Origin of the sequence: Salinicoccus hispanicus, assembly GCF_009831115.1 — a bacterium.
GTDB classification, from domain to species: domain Bacteria; phylum Bacillota; class Bacilli; order Staphylococcales; family Salinicoccaceae; genus Salinicoccus; species Salinicoccus hispanicus.
Genome location: NZ_WUUK01000005.1, coordinates 41,831 through 59,789 on the forward strand (window position 1 = coordinate 41,831; position 17,959 = coordinate 59,789).

General features: G+C 47.9%; 15 protein-coding genes. 3 read left to right on the top strand and 12 right to left on the bottom strand.

Going from position 1 to position 17,959, the window contains the following annotated elements; genetic code table 11:
* Positions 1–66 precede the first annotated feature (66 nt).
* On the bottom strand, positions 67–1,428 hold the full coding sequence (gene rlmD, locus GQ671_RS11680) for a 23S rRNA (uracil(1939)-C(5))-methyltransferase RlmD (protein WP_160657393.1): 1,362 nt from the start codon (positions 1,426–1,428) through the stop codon (positions 67–69).
* Positions 1,416–3,221: a 5'-nucleotidase C-terminal domain-containing protein gene (locus GQ671_RS11685; RefSeq protein ID WP_160657395.1), complete on the bottom strand. Its 1,806-nt coding sequence runs from the start codon at positions 3,219–3,221 to the stop codon at positions 1,416–1,418. Before GQ671_RS11685 ends, rlmD begins: the two co-directional genes overlap by 13 nt.
* A gap of 115 nt (positions 3,222–3,336) precedes the next feature.
* Here GQ671_RS11685 and GQ671_RS11690 point away from each other — a divergent pair, with 115 nt between their 5' ends.
* Positions 3,337–4,128 carry a glucose 1-dehydrogenase gene (locus GQ671_RS11690; protein ID WP_160657397.1) on the top strand — a complete coding sequence of 264 codons (792 nt, stop codon included), beginning with the start codon at positions 3,337–3,339 and terminating at the stop codon, positions 4,126–4,128.
* A 35-nt stretch (positions 4,129–4,163) separates the two neighbouring features.
* Here the strand turns inward: GQ671_RS11690 and GQ671_RS11695 are convergent, their stop codons facing one another.
* The 4 genes from GQ671_RS11695 to GQ671_RS11705 all read right to left on the bottom strand — a co-directional run bounded on the left by GQ671_RS11695 (position 4,164) and on the right by GQ671_RS11705 (position 6,543).
* Positions 4,164–4,829 carry a hypothetical protein gene (locus tag GQ671_RS11695; RefSeq protein ID WP_160657399.1) on the bottom strand — a complete coding sequence of 222 codons (666 nt, stop codon included), beginning with the start codon at positions 4,827–4,829 and terminating at the stop codon, positions 4,164–4,166.
* Between the two features lie 124 nt (positions 4,830–4,953).
* Positions 4,954–5,880, bottom strand: a complete 927-nt coding sequence (locus GQ671_RS11700; RefSeq protein WP_160657402.1) for a diacylglycerol kinase — start codon at positions 5,878–5,880, stop codon at positions 4,954–4,956.
* Positions 5,877–6,044: a hypothetical protein gene (locus GQ671_RS12915; protein WP_170288707.1), complete on the bottom strand. Its 168-nt coding sequence runs from the start codon at positions 6,042–6,044 to the stop codon at positions 5,877–5,879. The genes GQ671_RS11700 and GQ671_RS12915 overlap by 4 nt, the downstream gene beginning before the upstream one ends.
* On the bottom strand, positions 6,037–6,543 hold the full coding sequence (locus GQ671_RS11705) for a GrpB family protein (RefSeq protein WP_160657404.1): 507 nt from the start codon (positions 6,541–6,543) through the stop codon (positions 6,037–6,039). The genes GQ671_RS12915 and GQ671_RS11705 overlap by 8 nt, the downstream gene beginning before the upstream one ends.
* Positions 6,544–6,667: 124 nt before the next feature.
* Between GQ671_RS11705 and GQ671_RS11710 the strand changes: the two genes are divergently transcribed.
* Positions 6,668–7,441, top strand: a complete 774-nt coding sequence (locus GQ671_RS11710; protein WP_160657406.1) for a hypothetical protein — start codon at positions 6,668–6,670, stop codon at positions 7,439–7,441.
* A 55-nt stretch (positions 7,442–7,496) separates the two neighbouring features.
* Here the strand turns inward: GQ671_RS11710 and gatB are convergent, their stop codons facing one another.
* The 3 genes from gatB to gatC are packed head-to-tail and all read right to left on the bottom strand — an operon-like array spanning position 7,497 to position 10,704.
* The gene (gene gatB, locus GQ671_RS11715) at positions 7,497–8,927 is read right to left on the bottom strand and encodes an Asp-tRNA(Asn)/Glu-tRNA(Gln) amidotransferase subunit GatB (protein ID WP_160657408.1); all 1,431 of its coding nucleotides are present in this window, start codon (positions 8,925–8,927) and stop codon (positions 7,497–7,499) included.
* Positions 8,927–10,402, bottom strand: coding sequence for an Asp-tRNA(Asn)/Glu-tRNA(Gln) amidotransferase subunit GatA (gatA, locus tag GQ671_RS11720; protein WP_160657410.1), 1,476 nt, complete (start codon positions 10,400–10,402; stop codon positions 8,927–8,929). The genes gatB and gatA overlap by 1 nt, the downstream gene beginning before the upstream one ends.
* Positions 10,403–10,413: 11 nt before the next feature.
* Positions 10,414–10,704 (bottom strand): Asp-tRNA(Asn)/Glu-tRNA(Gln) amidotransferase subunit GatC, encoded by a 291-nt coding sequence (gatC, locus tag GQ671_RS11725; protein ID WP_160657412.1) that lies wholly within the window; start codon positions 10,702–10,704, stop codon positions 10,414–10,416.
* 295 nt (positions 10,705–10,999) lie between these two features.
* On the opposite strand from gatC, the gene putP reads away from it, so the two are divergent.
* Positions 11,000–12,559 (top strand): sodium/proline symporter PutP, encoded by a 1,560-nt coding sequence (gene putP, locus GQ671_RS11730; RefSeq protein ID WP_160657414.1) that lies wholly within the window; start codon positions 11,000–11,002, stop codon positions 12,557–12,559.
* A gap of 47 nt (positions 12,560–12,606) precedes the next feature.
* Here putP and GQ671_RS11735 read toward each other — a convergent pair whose 3' ends face one another.
* From GQ671_RS11735 to pcrA, 3 genes are read right to left on the bottom strand one after another with little or no spacing between them, the layout of a single operon-like run.
* The gene (locus tag GQ671_RS11735) at positions 12,607–13,800 is read right to left on the bottom strand and encodes a CamS family sex pheromone protein (protein WP_160657417.1); all 1,194 of its coding nucleotides are present in this window, start codon (positions 13,798–13,800) and stop codon (positions 12,607–12,609) included.
* 2 nt (positions 13,801–13,802) lie between these two features.
* Positions 13,803–15,773: an NAD-dependent DNA ligase LigA gene (gene ligA, locus GQ671_RS11740; RefSeq protein ID WP_160657420.1), complete on the bottom strand. Its 1,971-nt coding sequence runs from the start codon at positions 15,771–15,773 to the stop codon at positions 13,803–13,805.
* An 8-nt stretch (positions 15,774–15,781) separates the two neighbouring features.
* Entirely contained in the window at positions 15,782–17,950 is a 2,169-nt protein-coding gene (gene pcrA / locus GQ671_RS11745; protein ID WP_160657422.1) for a DNA helicase PcrA, read from the bottom strand.
* Between the last annotated feature and the right edge of the window lie 9 nt (positions 17,951–17,959).

Here is a 17,959-nt window from a genome sequence, read left to right on the forward strand (position 1 = left end):
AAGAGGCGCAGCCCATTTATAAATGGGCTGCGCCTCTTATTTCGATTCCATACCACTGGCGAAATTCTATGCTTTCAGTTTTTGCAACATGACCAGGCTTTCAATATGGTTTGTCTGAGGAAACATGTCCACTGGTGTCACAGGGCTGATGTCATACCCTTGTGTATTCAAGTATTTAAGGTCACGCTGCAGTGTACTCGGGTTGCATGATACATAGATGATTTTCTCCGGGCCGACTTCTGCGAGTGCTTCAAGGAACTCGGGGTGGCACCCTTTTCTTGGTGGATCGACGAAGACGACATCTGGATTAATGCCCTGTTTGACGAGTTTCTTCATGACCTGCTCGGATTTGCCAAGATGGTATTCTGCATTGTCCACACCATTCAGTTTTGCATTCTCTTTCGCATCCTCGACTGCGGAGCGTACGACTTCGATGCCGATGATCTTCTTGGCTTTATCGGATGCACATAGCCCGATGGTGCCGATGCCGCAGTACGTATCGATGATGGTCTCATCGCCTTTCAGATCCGCGAGGTCTATGGCTTTCTGATAGAGCTTCTCCGTCTGGGCATGGTTGACCTGATAGAACGACCTTGCCTTGATGTGGAACTGCTTGCCGAGAAGTTCATCTGTAATATAGTCCTTACCGTGCAGCGTGATGGTCTCGTCACCAAAGATGACATTGGTCTTCTTGTCATTGACGTTCTGGACGATGCTAGTGACCATCGGAAAGGCTTTCGTAATCTCGTTGATGATATTTTTAAAGATGTTCTTCTTGCCGTTGGTAATGAATGCCACCTGGACTTCGCTGTCATCGTGGTTGGACCGGATGATGATGTGCCTGACGAGCCCATGGTGCATTGCTTCGTCGTATACGGAGACATGCTCCTTGTTGAACTGTTCTTTGATGAAAATCATCAGCTGGTTGTGTATTTCCTTCTGGATCAGGCAGAACTCGATATCGACGATGTCATGACTTCTCGGCTGATAGAAGCCCATCTCCACCATACCGTTCTTGAACTGGACGGGAATCTGGGATTTATTGCGGTAGTTGAATGGATTGTCCATTGCCATGACGTCCTCCGTCTCCCGGTCCAGTTTGCCCATCCGGTTGATGCTGTTATCCACGGCACCTTTCTTGAATGCCTGCTGCTCCGGATAGCTGAGTGGCTGGATCTGGCATCCACCGCATGCGTAGTAGTATGGACATGGCGGCTCTATGCGATTTTCGGATGGTGCAATCACCTTCATGCTTTTGCCGAACCCGAATTTCTGGTTGGTCTTGATGACCTTGAATTCTATCTCTTCCCCTTTCAGCACATTGCCGATGAAGATCGGATAATTATCAATTTTTACGACACCCATACCTTCGTGCGTGTAGTCCTCTACTGTTCCTGTGTAATAGTCATTTTTTGCTACTTGGGCCATGCCTTTTCCTCCTTGCTCAAATCGATCTCATACCAGCTGAAGCCGTCATCGATCGCTTCGATGTACTTGATTCTGCTGTCATTCTCTATATAATCCTTGGCTTTTGTTGCGGACATCATCCTGTATTTCCGTGCAGGGACGATGGTCATTGGATTGCTATGTTCAAATTCAGGTTCTGCCATCATATATTCAACAACGATGTCACGGACATGCCGGTAGGATTCGTGGACAACTTCCGCTTCTCTCAGAAATGGCGTATATGAGACCCGGTAGTTGTTCGCCGGCACAATGAAGCAGTCATCCGGTTCCACGGGTCTGCCGTCATACTTCATTTCAACAACGCGTTCTGAATCGCTGATCTGTTTGGCAGTACCGCTATACCTTGGGGGTTGTGTAATGTCGAAAGTATAGTCGAGATCGAAAAAGGTATCGAAGTTGTAGCTTGGAAAGCCATCCTTGGACCTGTTCGGCTCCAGAAGCTCATCCGTTTCAGGGGATATCTGATTGAACTGTGAAGCACTCCACTCGAGCCATTCTTTCAACGTTCTCCCATCCAGTTTTATGATGGTCATTATATTTGTATGCTTGTACAGATCAATGGCCGCCGATAAGGTAATGTCTCCCGCTTCAAGAACCGTGTAGTCGTTCGGACCATCCCGACCTGCCCGGATGACGGCATTGAAAGCGACTATCGGCAACGTTTCGATTTCTCCCTTTTCCATCAGATCGCGGGTATACGCCTTCCCTGCTTCTGCTGTCACCTGTACTGCTTCGGAAGGCAGTACTCTGGAAAAATAAGTGTGCCATGTCTCGTCTATATGGCCGATGGGCTGGGACAGATATCTGGATACCTGCTCATGAAGATCTTCGTATTTCTTTTTCAGCGATTCATCAAGCGGCATTCTATCCGAATCGATGAGCTGTGCCATCGAATCCACAATGCGCCAGGACCCGTCATGTTCAATGTCGAAAGTCAGCTGTCCAAGATGGCTCGCAGAAACGCCCGGCTGAACCATCGGTTTGCCGTTCACTACGCCTTTCCTGAAATCGATGTTGTCTATTTCCATCTCGAAAGTGGTATCGGGAAAGAACTCATGCGTATGGCCGAATACGATGCCGTCGATATCTTTGATCATGGTCATCAGCAAGGTCTGATTCTCCCCATAGCTCTTGACCTGATCGGGATTCTTGCTCATGCCCGAATGGGACAGGAGTATGATGATATCAGCACCTTCCGCTTTCATTTCCTTGGCAATCTTTTCGACTGTGGTCCGCATATCTCGGACCGTCACTTTGCCTTCAAGATGTGCTGCATCCCATTTCAGTATCTGTGTCGGCACGACACTGAGGAAGCCGATCTTCAGGATACCGTCAAGGGTTTCATTTTCAACGATGGTATACGGTTTGACCCGACTCTTAAGCGGATGGTTCTTGAAATCCACATTTGCATTGACGATCTCTGCATCCATCTGTCCATATGCCTTATCGAGATAGTCGAGCCCGAAATTGAATTCATGATTGCCGATGCCGATGACATCATAGATGCCATTCATTACATGGGGGACAAAAAGCGGCACATTCTGGTGTCTGTAGTCATAGTCGCTCCATACATCGCCCTGGAGCATATCCCCATTGTCCACTGCAAGTACCATTTCATCGGGATGCGCAGCTTTATATCGTTCGATATAGGACTGTACATGAAGCAGACTCGCCGACTTCTCGGAAGTGTTGAAATAATCATACGGATAGATTGCACCGTGTACGTCTGTTGTTGCAAAAATCGTCAGTCTCATAAGACACCTCTGGTTCATTAGTTGTATCCATTATATCAAAATTGCATATTCTTTAGGCTTGAAGTGAAATATTCCGGGTATACAAATTAGGAATCCAATTGAAAGTGGTGAATCTATGTACTCGGAATTAAAAGGCAAGACAGCAATAGTCACAGGCGGATCAAGCGGCATCGGCAAGGCGATTGTCGAAAGATTTCACGAAGAAGGCATGAATGTCGTATTTACTTACCATAGCGGTGGCGAAGATGCGAACAAGATTGTCGATCAGCTGGACAGTGGAGATGCATCCGTTGTCACCATGAAATGTGACGTAACAGAAGAACAGGAAGTCATCGATCTCGTAGAGCAGACCATTGATAGATTCGGCGGTTTCGACGTCATGGTCAATAATGCAGGTATCCAGAATGATGTACGCAGCCACGAACTCTCCGTAGATGAATTCGATAAGGTCATCAATACGAACCTCCGCGGAACATTCATCGGCACACGCGAAGCTGTAAAGCATTACCTTGATACAGACAAAAAAGGCAGCATCATAAATATCTCCAGTGTGCATGAAATCATACCATGGCCGCATTACGCACACTATAGTGCAAGTAAAGGTGGCGTAAAACTGCTCACACAATCGATGGCGCTCGAGTATTCAAGACTCGGCATCCGCATCAATAACATCGCGCCAGGCAGCATCAATACACCGATCAATGAAGATTTCTTCTCCACACCGGAAGAAAAGGCCGGCGCAGATGATTTCGTACCGATGGGCTATGTCGGCGAACCGGAACATATTTCCAACATTGCGGCGTTCATGGCATCCGAGCAGTCCGTCTACATTACCGGACAGACGATTGTTGCAGATGGTGGCCTTAGCCTCTATCCTTCCCACAAAAACCCCGAATACGACGAATAGGATGACAGAAATAAAAGCTGAGTGGCTGTGACCACTCAGCTTTTTCTTTCTTCCTGTTTGCGCTTTTCTCTTTCTTCTTCTTTCTTTTCACGCGCTTTTTCCTTCTTCTCTTCTTCTTCTTTCTTTTCTTGCTTCTCTTCCTTCACTGTCTCCTCTAGATCCTGCATCTCTTCCTGATATTCTTTTTCAACTTCAGAAGTCGCAGGAATGAAAGGTTCCTTATTGCGATCCGTACGCTTCCCATATCGGAGCATTTCATAGATCAGCATTCCATTGTTCGGCATCCCGTTGACCGTCTTCATCGGTACGGCATCAAAAAGAACGTAGTAGAATGTATAGAAGATGAATCGATTCCAGAAGGTTGCCTGTTCGGTCATGAAATCATTTGCGAGCAGACCATTGATGATCAGCCCGGATATGACATTGATCAGAATCGGACTGGCATAGATCATGATATAGGCGAATCTGCTGTCGTTCTTCAGTTCATCATATGAGAACCAGCTATATAAGTGATAGTGCTTACGGACATCCAACTTCCCCAGCTTGAAAAGCCTGGGGCCGGATCCTAGAGTAAGTCTGCTGTTTTCTGCTCCAAAAATAAGACCTGCAATCATATACCCCACTTCTCGCAGGATCACTACGATTGGAAGTATGATGAATGCAGATATGATCAGTGATATAAGATCAGGAATACCAAACATAAAAACGGACCTCTTTTCACTTAGTATGCTGTGCATTTTATAAAACATGCATCCGGCATCTTCCCTTTACCCACTATTACTTCTTTGAATGCATATTATTAGAAATATCAAGCTTAAAGAGAGATTATACTTCCTCTTCCGCTGTCAATATATGCTGATTATAGAACGACTCCGGCACCCGTATTTCCAGATGCTGCTTCAGATTTGTGAATCGTGCCGGGAGGACACCACCGAATTCACCGTCAAGATTGAGCTGTACTTCCTCGAATGAAGAAATATTCACTTCCTCCGCCTTGAAGAAATGGACCTTCGGGTGCTTCAGATGTTCACCCCTTGTAGCCAGTGTCATGATATGGCCGATTTCGGCAATACTCGCCTCTTCGACTATGATGAGAGTGAACTTTCCATCATTCAGTCTGGCATCGGGAACAAGCTTGTCGAATCCACCGATTGAATTCGTCAGTCCCAGAAGGAAAAGCATCACCTTGCCCTCGAAGATTTCATTGTCATACTCGATCCTTACATCGGTGCTTCTGATTTTGGGCAGCATCTCGATGCCTTTGACATAGTATGCCAGAGGACCGATGATCGATTTCAGCTTGCTCGGTGCCTCGTAGGACACTTCTGTGATCTTGCCGCCACCTGCAATGTTGATGAAGTATTTGCTGTTCATCAGACCGATGTCGATATCCGCAGCCATGCCGCTTAGGATTGTTTCGGTTGCTTCCAGTATATCTGTCGGCAAGTTCAATGCTTTTGCAAAATCGTTGACGGTTCCGATCGGAATGATGCCTAGAGAAGGCCGCCTATCAAAGATGGCCATGCCATTGACCACTTCGTTCACAGTGCCATCGCCTCCGGCAGCTACAATCAGATCAAACCCGATTTCACACGCTTTCTCTGCGGCAATCCTTGCATCTCCCACTTCCGTTGTTGCATGGGTACTTGTAATATAGCCATTGACCTCGAACCGCTCCAGTACGTCTGCCAGCGATTCCCTGAACACCTCTCTGCCTGACGTCGGATTATATATAATTCTCGCAGTTTTCATTTTCTTCTCCTATTATTCTGTTTAGTGTATGAATAGAAAAGATAGACGCTCAGTACAAATACAATAATCTGGAACGCATGCAGCAACGCTTCATTGCTGGTCGTCGATACAAAAATCATGAACCCGATGAGGACACAGTTGAGGATGAAGAGGATTCTATACAATGCCTGCATCCTCCTGCATATCCATGACAGCGGAAAACAGATCGGACTTCCTGTCCTGGTACTCATCTCCATCAATCCGCTCATTCAGATAGGCAGCCTTCAACTGTCTGAATCGCTCAGTATACTTTTGATTTTCCTTTATCCGGTTTCTGCAGTAAAGGATTTCATCCTTCCGTTCCGATTCATGGTGCATCATGATGAAATTCACGTCAAAGTCTTCATGGCTATGGCGCAGCACGACCTCTTCAATATAGTCGGAGGAGAAATCATCCACTTTGTCATACCCCACGCCGGTCACATGATCTGCCAGCTTATTTATATTATCTTCATATTTCATCAATAGCAGTACATCGACTTCACCAGGCAGGTCCATACGTTCGATGCTCGTGGAACCAACATGGTGAATTTCCTTTACACTGGTCCTGAAGTGATTCAGAATGTTCAGTGAGGCCTGGATATAACAATGCAATGCCTTTTGATAATTTGTGTCACTGTTCATCATTAATCATCCTAGTTATGTCATTCATTAAAATTTTTGTGTATAATTGACTTGAAAAAAATTTATTTTCAACATTATATCATATTTGATGAATTGTATGTGTACTACATTAAAGGAGGGCATCATGAAGAAAGTACTGATCATTCTGCTTGTCATCGTCTTTGGAGTCGGAATATACGTGAATTTCGGCATGGATCGTAGTATCGATAACAGTGAATCCATAGCGAATGCGCCGGCAGAATCAAATGAACCAGCCACTGAAGACGCAAGTGAACCAGAACGCACCGAGGAGGTGACGGAAGAAGCAACCACCGAACCGGCAGAGCCGGAAGAAGACGCTGAGGAAACACTGACGTTCAATCAGGAGTCACTCGATGCGGCCTATGCGGAAGCAGTAGCTGCCAATGAACCACTCATCATCGATGTGGTCGTTCCTTCGTACTATAGTGACAGCTTCATCGATTCATTATCAGAACAGTTCAACTCGGACAATATCGAGTTCAACCGGGTGGATCTGGCATCTGCAACACCCGAGCTCGAAACAGTATCTGTCAATGCGAACAGCGATGCAGTCATCATGGACGCACTGCAGATCAGCGACTATAATGCTGAAGCACTGCCTGAGCGCGATACGGATCGTCTGACGAATGCCTACATGAATCTTTATGAAGATGGCAAGGTCGTCTATATTCTCGGTAATCCGAATGTTCACCAGCATGACAATCTTGCTGATGTACTCGAAGAGGATAACGATTATCTCACGTCCAGCGACTATTACTACATAGACAACCAGGATGTATCTGTAGAAGGCGATTTCTACAACTACGATGCAGATGAAATGACACCTGCATCCGAAACGCAGATTGTACAGAATATATACGAATTCATGGCAGAATAAAACGCTTGGGTGACTTCTCACCCAAGCGTTTTTGTATGGACCTCATCATTTGAAATTATCTTTTGTCGATCTCTTCAAGTAGAATCTGATTGACCATTTTCGGATTGGCCTGTCCTTTTGATTTCTTCATGATCTGTCCGACCAGGAAGCCGAGAGCACGGTCCTTGCCGTTTTTGAAATCTTCGATGGACTGCGGATTCGCATCCAGTACTTCCGTGACCATGCCGGTAAGAACGGAAGAATCGGAGATCTGCTCCATGCCGAGATCTTTGACGACCTGCTTTGCGCTGCCGCCGTTTTCAACAATTTTGGTGAAGACTTTCTTCGCCTGCTTGCTTGAAATGGTGCCATCTTCAATAAGCGCAATCATTTCAGAAAGGTTTTCAGGTGTCAGTTCAGTATCACCCAGCTCGACCTGCTGCTTGTTGAGATACTCGTTCACGCCCCCCATGAGCCAGTTGGATGCCTGTTTGATATCGACCTGATGTGTCTCCACCATTTCATTGAAGAAGTCGGATGTCTCCTTCCTAAGCGTCAGAACGTGTGCATCATAGGCCGGCAGCTCGTACTCGTTGACGTACTTGTCCTTCAGTGCATCCGGCAGAAGTGGAATGCTCTCCCTGATCCTGTCCTTCCATGCCTGATCGATGTGTATCTGTACAAGATCCGGTTCCGGGAAGTATCTGTAGTCGTCAGATCCTTCCTTGACACGCATCAGGAGCGTATCCCCAGTCTTTTCGTCAAAGCGGCGTGTCTCCTGGGCAATTTCGCCACCTTTCGTCAGCACCTTCTCCTGACGCTTCTCTTCAAACTCCAATCCTTTTTTAACATACGTGAAAGAATTGAGGTTTTTAAGTTCGGCCTTGGTACCAAACTGCTCCTGGCCGTATGGACGCAAGGAAATGTTGGCATCACATCTGAGTGAACCTTCTTCCATTTTGCAGTCGGAAACGCCGGTATACTGGATGATGGCCTTCAGTTTCTCAAGGTATGCATAAGCTTCTTCAGGTGTTCTGATATCAGGCTCCGAAACAATCTCGACGAGTGGTGTGCCCTGACGGTTGAGGTCGACCAGTGAATGATCGTCCTTGTGGGAAGACTTGCCCGCATCCTCTTCCAGATGCAGACGTGTGATGCCGATGCGTTTCGTTTCTCCACCGACTTCGATTTCTATCCAGCCATGTTCACCGATCGGCTGATCGAACTGGGAAATCTGGTAGGCTTTCGGGTTATCGGGATAGAAGTAGTTCTTTCTATCGAATTTGGTGACATCGGCAATCTCCATGTTGAGTGCCATGGCTGCCTTCATGCCGAAGTTGACCGCTTCCTTGTTCGGTACAGGCAATGTACCCGGGTAGCCGAGATCAACAACGCTCAAGTTAGTATTCGGCTCGGCACCGAAGTGTGCAGGTGCATCCGAAAACATTTTTGTGTTTGTTTTAAGTTCAACGTGGACTTCCAGTCCGATGATGGTTTCAAAATGCATTATCGCACCTCCAGTTTCAGCTGCTTCAATTCTTCGTGCAGATTGAACTGCTCTTCAAATTTAAATGCTGCATTGTATATCTTCTGCTCATCAAAGTGGTCGCCGATCAGCTGAAGACCGATCGGACGTCCGGATCCACTCAGTCCACTCGGGATGGACAGTGCAGGCATGCCTGTCAGATTGGCCGGAATGGTGAGGATGTCATCCTTGTACATTTCCAGCTGGTCATCGGATTTCTCACCGATATTATAGGCTGGGGTCGGTGCTGTCGGGCCGAGGATAAGATCATATTCATTGAACAGATCTTTCATTTCCTTCTCTATCACACCACGCAGTTTCTGTGCACGGATATAGTGCTGGTCGTAGTGCCCGGCACTGAGGACGAATGTACCCAGCAGGATACGGCGTTTGACTTCGGGACCGAAGCCTTCGGCACGTGTTTTCTTATAGTGCTCTTCAAGTGTTTCTGCACCTTCCGCCTTGTAGCCGTAGCGGATGCCGTCAAAGCGTGCAAGGTTCGAGCTCGCTTCACTGGAAGCAATCAGATAGTAGGCACTGACCACATACTTGGTGTGTGGAATGGAAACTTCCTCCACTGTTGCACCGAGTGATCTGAAAGTTTCAGCCGCCTTTTTCACCGACTCTTCCACTTCCGTACTGATGCCTTCGCCGATGAATTCCTTCGGCAGGGCGATCTTCATGCCTGTGAGATCCTTATCGATGCCTTTCAGGAAATCAGCATCCAGATCCGGCACACTGGTTGCATCCTTGTTGTGCGTGCCTGAAATCAGTTCAAGAATCTTCGCATTGTCCCTGACATTCCTTGTGATCGGTCCGATCTGGTCGAGTGAAGACGCGAATGCAACAAGTCCGTAACGGGACACTCGGCCGTATGTCGGCTTCATGCCTACGACACCACAGAATGCGGCAGGCTGGCGTACTGAGCCGCCCGTATCGGAACCAAGGGAGAATGGCACATATCCGGCCGCCACAGCTGCAGCTGATCCACCTGAAGAACCGCCTGGTACAGCATTCGTATCCCATGGATTTCGTACATTTTTGAAATAGGAGTTCTCAGTGGAGCCGCCCATTGCGAACTCGTCCATATTCTGCTTGCCCATCAGGATGGCGTTCGAGTCATTCAGTTTCTCCATGACTGTCGCATCATAGACCGGCCTGAAGTCTTCAAGCATGCGGCTTGCACATGTTGTCAGTATATCCTTCGTGCAGATATTATCCTTTATCCCCATCGGGATGCCGAATAGCGGCCCATCCATCCTGTCTTCTTCCTGAAGCTGGTCCAGTGCTTGTGCCTGCTTCAACGCATCTTCCTTATTCAAAAATAAAAAAGAACCGATTGTCTCATCAGACGCTTCGATTCTATCGAATAGCGCACCCACTATTTCAGAAGGTTTGATTTCTTTTGATTGTATCTTTTCATACAGTGCTTCCACTGTCAGTTCATGAATGTTCACACGAGCCCTCCTTATAGCATTTTCGGCACTTTGAATTGGCCGTCTTTCACAGATTTGGCATTGCTGAGCGCTTCTTCCTGGGACAGAGGTGCGTGTTCTGTATCTTCACGCATGACATTTTTCAGGTCCACCGCATGGAACATCGGTGTAGTCGAACTCAAGTCCACTTCATCAAGAAGATGGGCATAGTCCACAATTTTGGCCAGTTCTTCTGTGAAGGCTTCCGCCGCTTTTTCATCTTGTATTTCTATACGTGCAAGATTGGCCACGTGTTTTACTGTATCCAGATTGATCTCAGACATCCTGTTCCCTCCATTTCTAATAAAGAACATATAAATTTTATCAGACATTCCTTTAAAAATCTATTCCATCTGTTTCAATACTGTAAAATGGGTCCAATAGTGTAAAATTATTTTCTTTATTTTCTAAATATTCTTTTTAAATAAAATCATGTATAGTATAATTAAACCGTGTAATTTTATACCGCCACGATGGCTTTGGCACCAAGCCTTGAGGCGGTTTGGGTGATGGAATTCCACAGAATCAATTTGCATTGGTACTACAGGTTTTGTATTGTGTTTAAGGGGAGGAGATAAAATGATACTGAATTCAGCACAATTTACTTTCACGGCTGGATGGCAGGAGTACGTAATGATGGCAATCTACTTTGCCATACTCATAGCCATCGGATTCTATGCCTACAAGCAATCCACATCCGATCTCAACGGCTATATGCTCGGCGGCCGTAATATCGGTCCCTGGGTCACGGCGCTTTCAGCCGGAGCTTCGGATATGAGTGGCTGGATGCTTATGGGTCTGCCAGGCAGCATGTACAGCGTAGGACTTTCAAGCATCTGGATCGCTATCGGGCTGACCATCGGTGCGTATGTAAACTATTGGGTGGTGGCACCAAGACTCAGAGTCTACTCAGAGGTGTCCAACGACTCGATAACACTTCCGGATTTCTTCGAAAACCGGTTCAAAGACAATAAGCACATTTTAAAAATCGTTTCCGGTATTGTTATTGTAGTATTTTTTGCAGTATACACAGCCAGCGGAATGGTATCCGGTGGTAAACTGTTCCAGAGTGCATTCGATGTACCTTATCATTGGGGACTATTCGTCACTGCTGCTGTTGTTGTCATCTACACTTTCTTTGGAGGATATCTTGCAGTCAGCCTGACAGACTTCTTCCAGGGAACAATCATGTTCATTGCCATTGTACTGATTCCGATTGTTGCATGGCTGAACCTTACTGGGCAAGGTGTTGAACCTTTCGTCAGAATTGAAGAACTCGGCTCAATGGCCGATCTCAACTACTTATCATTCATCAGCGGTGTTTCAATCATCACGATCCTCAGTAACCTGGCCTGGGGCTTCGGCTACTTCGGACAGCCGCACATCATCGTGCGCTTCATGTCCATCAGGTCACATAAGATCATTCCGAATGCACGCCGCATCGGCATCATCTGGATGGCCATTGCGCTCGTCGGCGCATGTATTACAGGGCTGCTCGGTATTGCATTCACGGATGCAACGGCCAACAGTGTATCGGATCCGGAAACCATCCTGATTCTTATGAGCCAGGTACTGTTCCACCCGTTGATCGGCGGATTTTTCCTTGCGGCGATTCTGGCTGCAATCATGAGTACCATTTCTTCACAGCTTCTTGTTACATCAAGTTCACTGGTGCAGGATTTCTATAAGATTGTCAGACGCAAGGCACTGGATAAAGAAACGAAATCCAAAGAAGAACTCGATGGGCACTTTGTGCTTCTCGGCCGCCTTTCCGTCGTACTCGTGGCCATTGTGGCGATCATCATTGCATGGGATGAAGAATCCGTCATCCTGAATATCGTTGCAAATGCATGGGCAGGATTCGGTGCTGCATTCGGACCGCTCGTTGTGCTTTCCCTCCATTGGAAAGGACTCACGCGTTCCGGTGCTGTCGCATCCATCATTGCGGGTGCTGCAACTGTTGTCATCTGGATCGCAGCCGATACTTTCGGTACAGGGCTTTATGAAATCATACCAGGTGTCATCGTTTCCACTCTTGCCGCTGTCATCGTAAGTAAAATGACTCAGGGCAGGGGCATTTCCAAAGAAATGGAAGCCGAATTCGATAAAACAACAAGCATTCTGAAAAACGACAGATAACATGCTGAAGACCACATCGAAATATCGATGTGGTCTTTTTCTGCCTGCTATTCATATATATGCACGCTGATATCATTTTCATCAGTTTTTGTGATGAGTGCATAGGTCTTGTTCTTATCCTTGATTGACACTTCAACTTCCGTCTCATTGAACTGTTCGCTGACCAGGCCTCTGACATATTGGGTCAGTCCGATCACTTCTCCTCTGCTGCTGTATTCCAGAGGTATTTCTATAGTCAGACGTTCCAGCGTCCCATCGACGAAATAGCCTTGTCCGACAGAAGTGGTAAAACTGTCGAAATACGACTCCAGGTTCCTGTTGAAATTGATATATTCATTATTGATCTCTTCACTGATGGCTCCTGCTTCAGAAGAAGGCAGTAGCGCATAGGCTGAATTGACCTGTTCAAAGCTATCTATCTGGTCCGCTCCCGGATCTACTTCAGCTGTTGATACGAAATCTCCCGGCACAATGGCAGTATCAGCCGACTGTATGAAGATACCGAATCTGATCGTGATATCCTCATAGTCCTCGTTGGCCCGGATGCGCTCAAGGATTTCCTGCGCCATCTGTTCGCCTTCCTGCCTGATTGTATCTTCATCAAGTTCCCTTGTGAACATCGGACCATACTGCTCTTTCTGATACTGGTATTCACTGTTCATAGCCAGACCGATGGTCATACCTTTAAAATCGAATGATCCTTCGTTCTCCACCATGTAGTTCTGCTCGAGTACATGGGAGAGGTATAGCGGAGACGCTTCGGCAATCAGTTCAGGGTCGGTTTCACCTTCCACAGATGGATTCAATCCCAGGTTGCTGAACGCATTGTTGCTGGCCATCTCCTCTTCCGACATTGCCTCGATCTCTTCTGTCGTGTAGGCGCGGCCGAGATATCCCCGGATCATCTCCTCGGTAAATACCTGTCCTTCCCTGAATACATATTCCTCGGTACTGAATGATTCGCGGCTCAGCTCGAACAGGCCTTTTTCAAACGCTTCGATGTTATAGCTTGATACCATATTGGAACTTGTCAGCCCCCGTGAAGGAGAAAGCTCATAGGGAATGACAGTGCGGTAGTATTCACCCCCACTGCTCGCAGTTGCCGTTTCCTCCTGCTCCTCTGCAGGCAAAGTGGTCACTTCTCCTTCATTTGTCGCCTCATTCTGTTCCCGTGTCTCCTCGGGACTGCATGCTGCAAGGAAGACTGCCAGAAACAGAAAAGATATTATATACTTCTTCATGATTACTGCTCCATATTCTCAATGAATTCTTTTTCATTCCAGACGGTCACACCGAGGGACTCTGCTTTCTCAAGCTTGCTCCCAGCATCTTCCCCTGCCACGACAACGTCAGTTTTGCCGGATACACTGCCTGTTACCTTACCGCCGGCGTTTTCAATCATTTCCTTGGCTTCTCCACGTGTCAGTTCTGTCAGTTTTCCTGTCAATACGAATACCATGCCGTCAAACTGTCCACTCGGCGCTTCTTTGACATCTTCAGTCATATTAACACCGAACGACTTTAATTTTTCCACCAGTTTTATGAAATCGGGGTGCTCCGTATAGGTGACGATGGAAGCTGCAATCTTTTCACCAATCTCCGGAATTTCAATGAATCGCTCCTTTGGCTGCTTCATGATCTCATCCATTGAACCGAATTCAACCGCAATCAGCTCGGACGCTTTCGTACCGACAAATCTCATCCCAAGTCCGAAAAGGAGTTTCCTCAACGGATTTTCCTTGGAAGCTTCGATGGCTGCGAGCAGGTTCTGGACTTTTCTGTCCCCCATCCGCTCAAGAGGAATGAGATCGTCGTAGGTCAGTGCATACAGGTCACCCACATCCTTGATCAGACCGGCATCGAAAAGCTGGCGTACCACTTTCTCACCCAGTCCATCAATATTCATCGCCCCTCTTGAAACGAAGTGGATCATGCCTTCGACGAGCTGTGCCGGACATCCAGGGTTGATGCAGCGGATAGCAACTTCATCTTCCAGTTTGACCGTCTCATGGCCGCAGCCCGGACACTTTGTCGGCGCCTTGTATACTTCCTGGCTGGTCCGCGCTTCGAGTATTGGTCGTACAACTTCCGGAATGATATCGCCAGCCTTGCGTATGATCACCTTGTCATTGATGCGGATATCCTTTTCTTCAATCAGTTCATGATTATGGAGTGATGCCCGTGCTACAGTGGTACCTGCAACTTTGACCGGTTCCAGGATTGCTGTCGGTGTAATCGCGCCTGTACGTCCAACGGTCAGTTCGATATCAAGAAGATCCGTCACCACTTCCTCAGCCGGGAACTTATAGGCAATGGCCCACCTTGGAGATTTCGCCGTATAGCCCATCTCCTCCTGGCTGCTGAAGGCATTCACCTTGATGACGATGCCGTCGATATCATATTCCAGGTCATTGCGGTGGTTCTCCCAGTATCCGATATATTCGAGCACGCCTTCAATGTCTGTGACCAGCCTTCTTTCCCTGTTGGTCTTGAAACCTGCCCCGTCGAGCTCATCGAGCGCACCACTTTGCGTATCTGCCTCAAGCTCCGTCAGGTCGTTCACACTATAGAGGAAGATGGACAGGTTCCTTTTCGCTGCAAGCTTCGGATCGAGCTGGCGGAGGGAGCCGGCTGCTGCGTTCCTTGGATTCTGGAACAGGGCTTCACCCTTCTCCTCCCGCTCGATGTTGAGCTTTTCAAATGATGACTTCGGCATGTATGCCTCGCCTCTGACCTCAAATGACAGCGGGCGGTCGAGTGACAGCGGAATCGCACGGATTGTGCGCAAGTTGGAAGTGATATTTTCACCGACTGTACCGTCTCCCCGTGTTGCGCCCTGTACGAGCTGGCCCGCTTCATATTTCAAAGATACGGCCAGACCGTCTATCTTCAGTTCACACATGTATTCCACTTCGCCCACAGCCTCTCTGGTCCGCTTGTCGAAAGCTCTCAGATCTTCTTCATTGAAGGCATTGCCGAGGCTGAGCATCGGAGTGTCATGGGCCACTTTTTCAAAGCGGCTCAGCACCGCACCACCGACTCTGACAGTCGGGGAGGAATCCGTTCTATATTCAGGATACTGTTCCTCCAATGCAATGAGCTCATGCAGCAGCTTGTCATACTCGCTGTCCGGAATGGTCGGCGCGTCGAGTACATGATATTCGTAATTATATCGATTCAGCCTGTCCTGCAGTGACTTGATTTTCTCTTCCATTGGTCGACCTACTCCTTCTTTTCAATCGGTGCGAAATTGGCCAGCAGCCGCTTGACACCGACTTTAGTGAAAATGATATCGAGCTCCTGACTGTCGCCTTCTCCCTTTATCGCAGAAATGATGCCGTCACCAAACTTCTTGTGGCTGACCTTGTCGCCGATCGCGAAGCTGACACCACTGTTGTTTGTAACGACACGGCTGCGTTTTGGTGTCCGTTTCTTCGGTGCACTGCCCGTGCTGGAGAAATCATCCTGTGCAAATGCACCGCCGCCTTCTACAAGCTCTTCCGGAATCTCGGATAGGAACCTGCTCTGCATGTTCGATTCCGTCTTACCGAAAATCATACGGCTGTTTGCTCTTGAAAGGAACAGATGGTCTTCTGCTCGGGTCAATGCCACATACATCAGCCGGCGCTCCTCTTCGAGTTCCTTGTCATCATAGATGACCCGTCTTGAAGGGAAGATGCCCTCCTCCAGTCCGACGATGAAGACAACTTTGAATTCGAGGCCTTTTGACGCGTGCATCGTCATCATTGTGACGCCACTGTCGTCTTCGATGCCGTCCTGGTCCGAGACGAGTGCCATATCACTCAGGAAAGCAAACAGCAGTTCATCCGAAATCTCATTATCCCGATCGAACTCCCGGGTCACCGTCTTGAACTCATCCAGGTTCTCGATACGGCTTCTCGCTTCGATCGTCTTTTCGCTTTCCAGCACTTCGATATATCCTGTACTTTCAAGCACTTCGTCCACAAGCTCCGTGATTGTGATGAATTTTGACTTCTGCGCGAGTTTCTCCAGCAGGTCGACGAGTCCCATCAGTTTGACGACCGCCGTCTTCGGAATGCCGATGAAATCCGATTCCTTGATGCCTTCGAAAATGCTGATGCCTGTCGCCTGGCCATGTGCCTTCAGCTTATCGACCGTCTTCGGCCCGATGCCCCGCTTCGGTGTATTGATGATACGCTCGAAGCTGATATCATCATTCGGATTCAGTACCACCTTCAGATAGCTCATCAGATCCTTGATCTCCTTGCGGTCATAGAACTTGATGCCGCCGACCATCTTGTAGGGGATGTTGGATTTGACGAACGTATCCTCCATCGCCCTCGACTGGGCATTCGTTCTGTAGAGTATCGCCATCTCACTATGGCTGTACTTCTTTGCCAGATCAAGGATATTGCCGACCACTTCCTCCGCTTCTCCGCGTTCCGAATCGGCTACGATGTTCTGCAGCTTCGGTCCGCCATCACGCGCGGTCCGCAAAGCTTTCGGCTTACGTTCCGTATTGTTCTCGATGACTGCATTGGCTGCATCCAAAATATTTTTACTTGAACGGTAGTTCTGTTCAAGCTTGATGACCACCGCTTCCGGATAGTCATCCTCGAAGTTCAGGATGTTCGCGATATCAGCTCCTCTGAACTTATAGATGGACTGATCCGAGTCGCCGACGACGCATATGTTGCGGTATTTCGCAGCAAGCTGCGTGATCAGGCGATATTGGGCATGGTTCGTATCCTGATACTCGTCCACGTGGATATACTGGAAACGGTTCTGGTAGTATTCCAGCACTTTCGGTTCCTTGTCGAACAGCTCGATCGTCAGCATGATCAGATCATCGAAATCAAGGGCACTGTTGCGGTAGAGGATCTGCTGGTAGTCATGGTACATCTCACTGTAGAGCGTGTCCGGGTAGGCAGCAGCCTCCGCGATGCTCTGCTCCGGTCGGATCAGCTGGTTCTTCTTGTCCGAGATGAACCCGATGATGTTTCTCGGGTTGTGCTGTTTCGGATCCAGGTTGCGCCGCTTCAGAATATCCTTGACGACCGATTTCTGATCCGTCGGATCAAGGATGGAGAAGCTGTTTTCATATCCAAGATGGTTTATGTTGCTTCTTAGAATACGGACGCACATGGAATGGAACGTTGAAATCCACATATCCTGTGTGCCTTCCGTGATCAGTGCCGATACACGCTCCCGCATTTCACGGGCTGCCTTGTTGGTGAATGTGATCGCCAGTATGTTTCTGGCAGGTACGTCTCTATCTTCAAGCAGGTAGGCCACCCGGTGGGTCAGCACCCGCGTCTTGCCACTGCCGGCGCCGGCCATGATAAGAAGCGGTCCTTCCGTCGACTGGATGGCTTTCTTCTGCTCTTTATTCATCAAACTCAGATCCATAATCAAAAC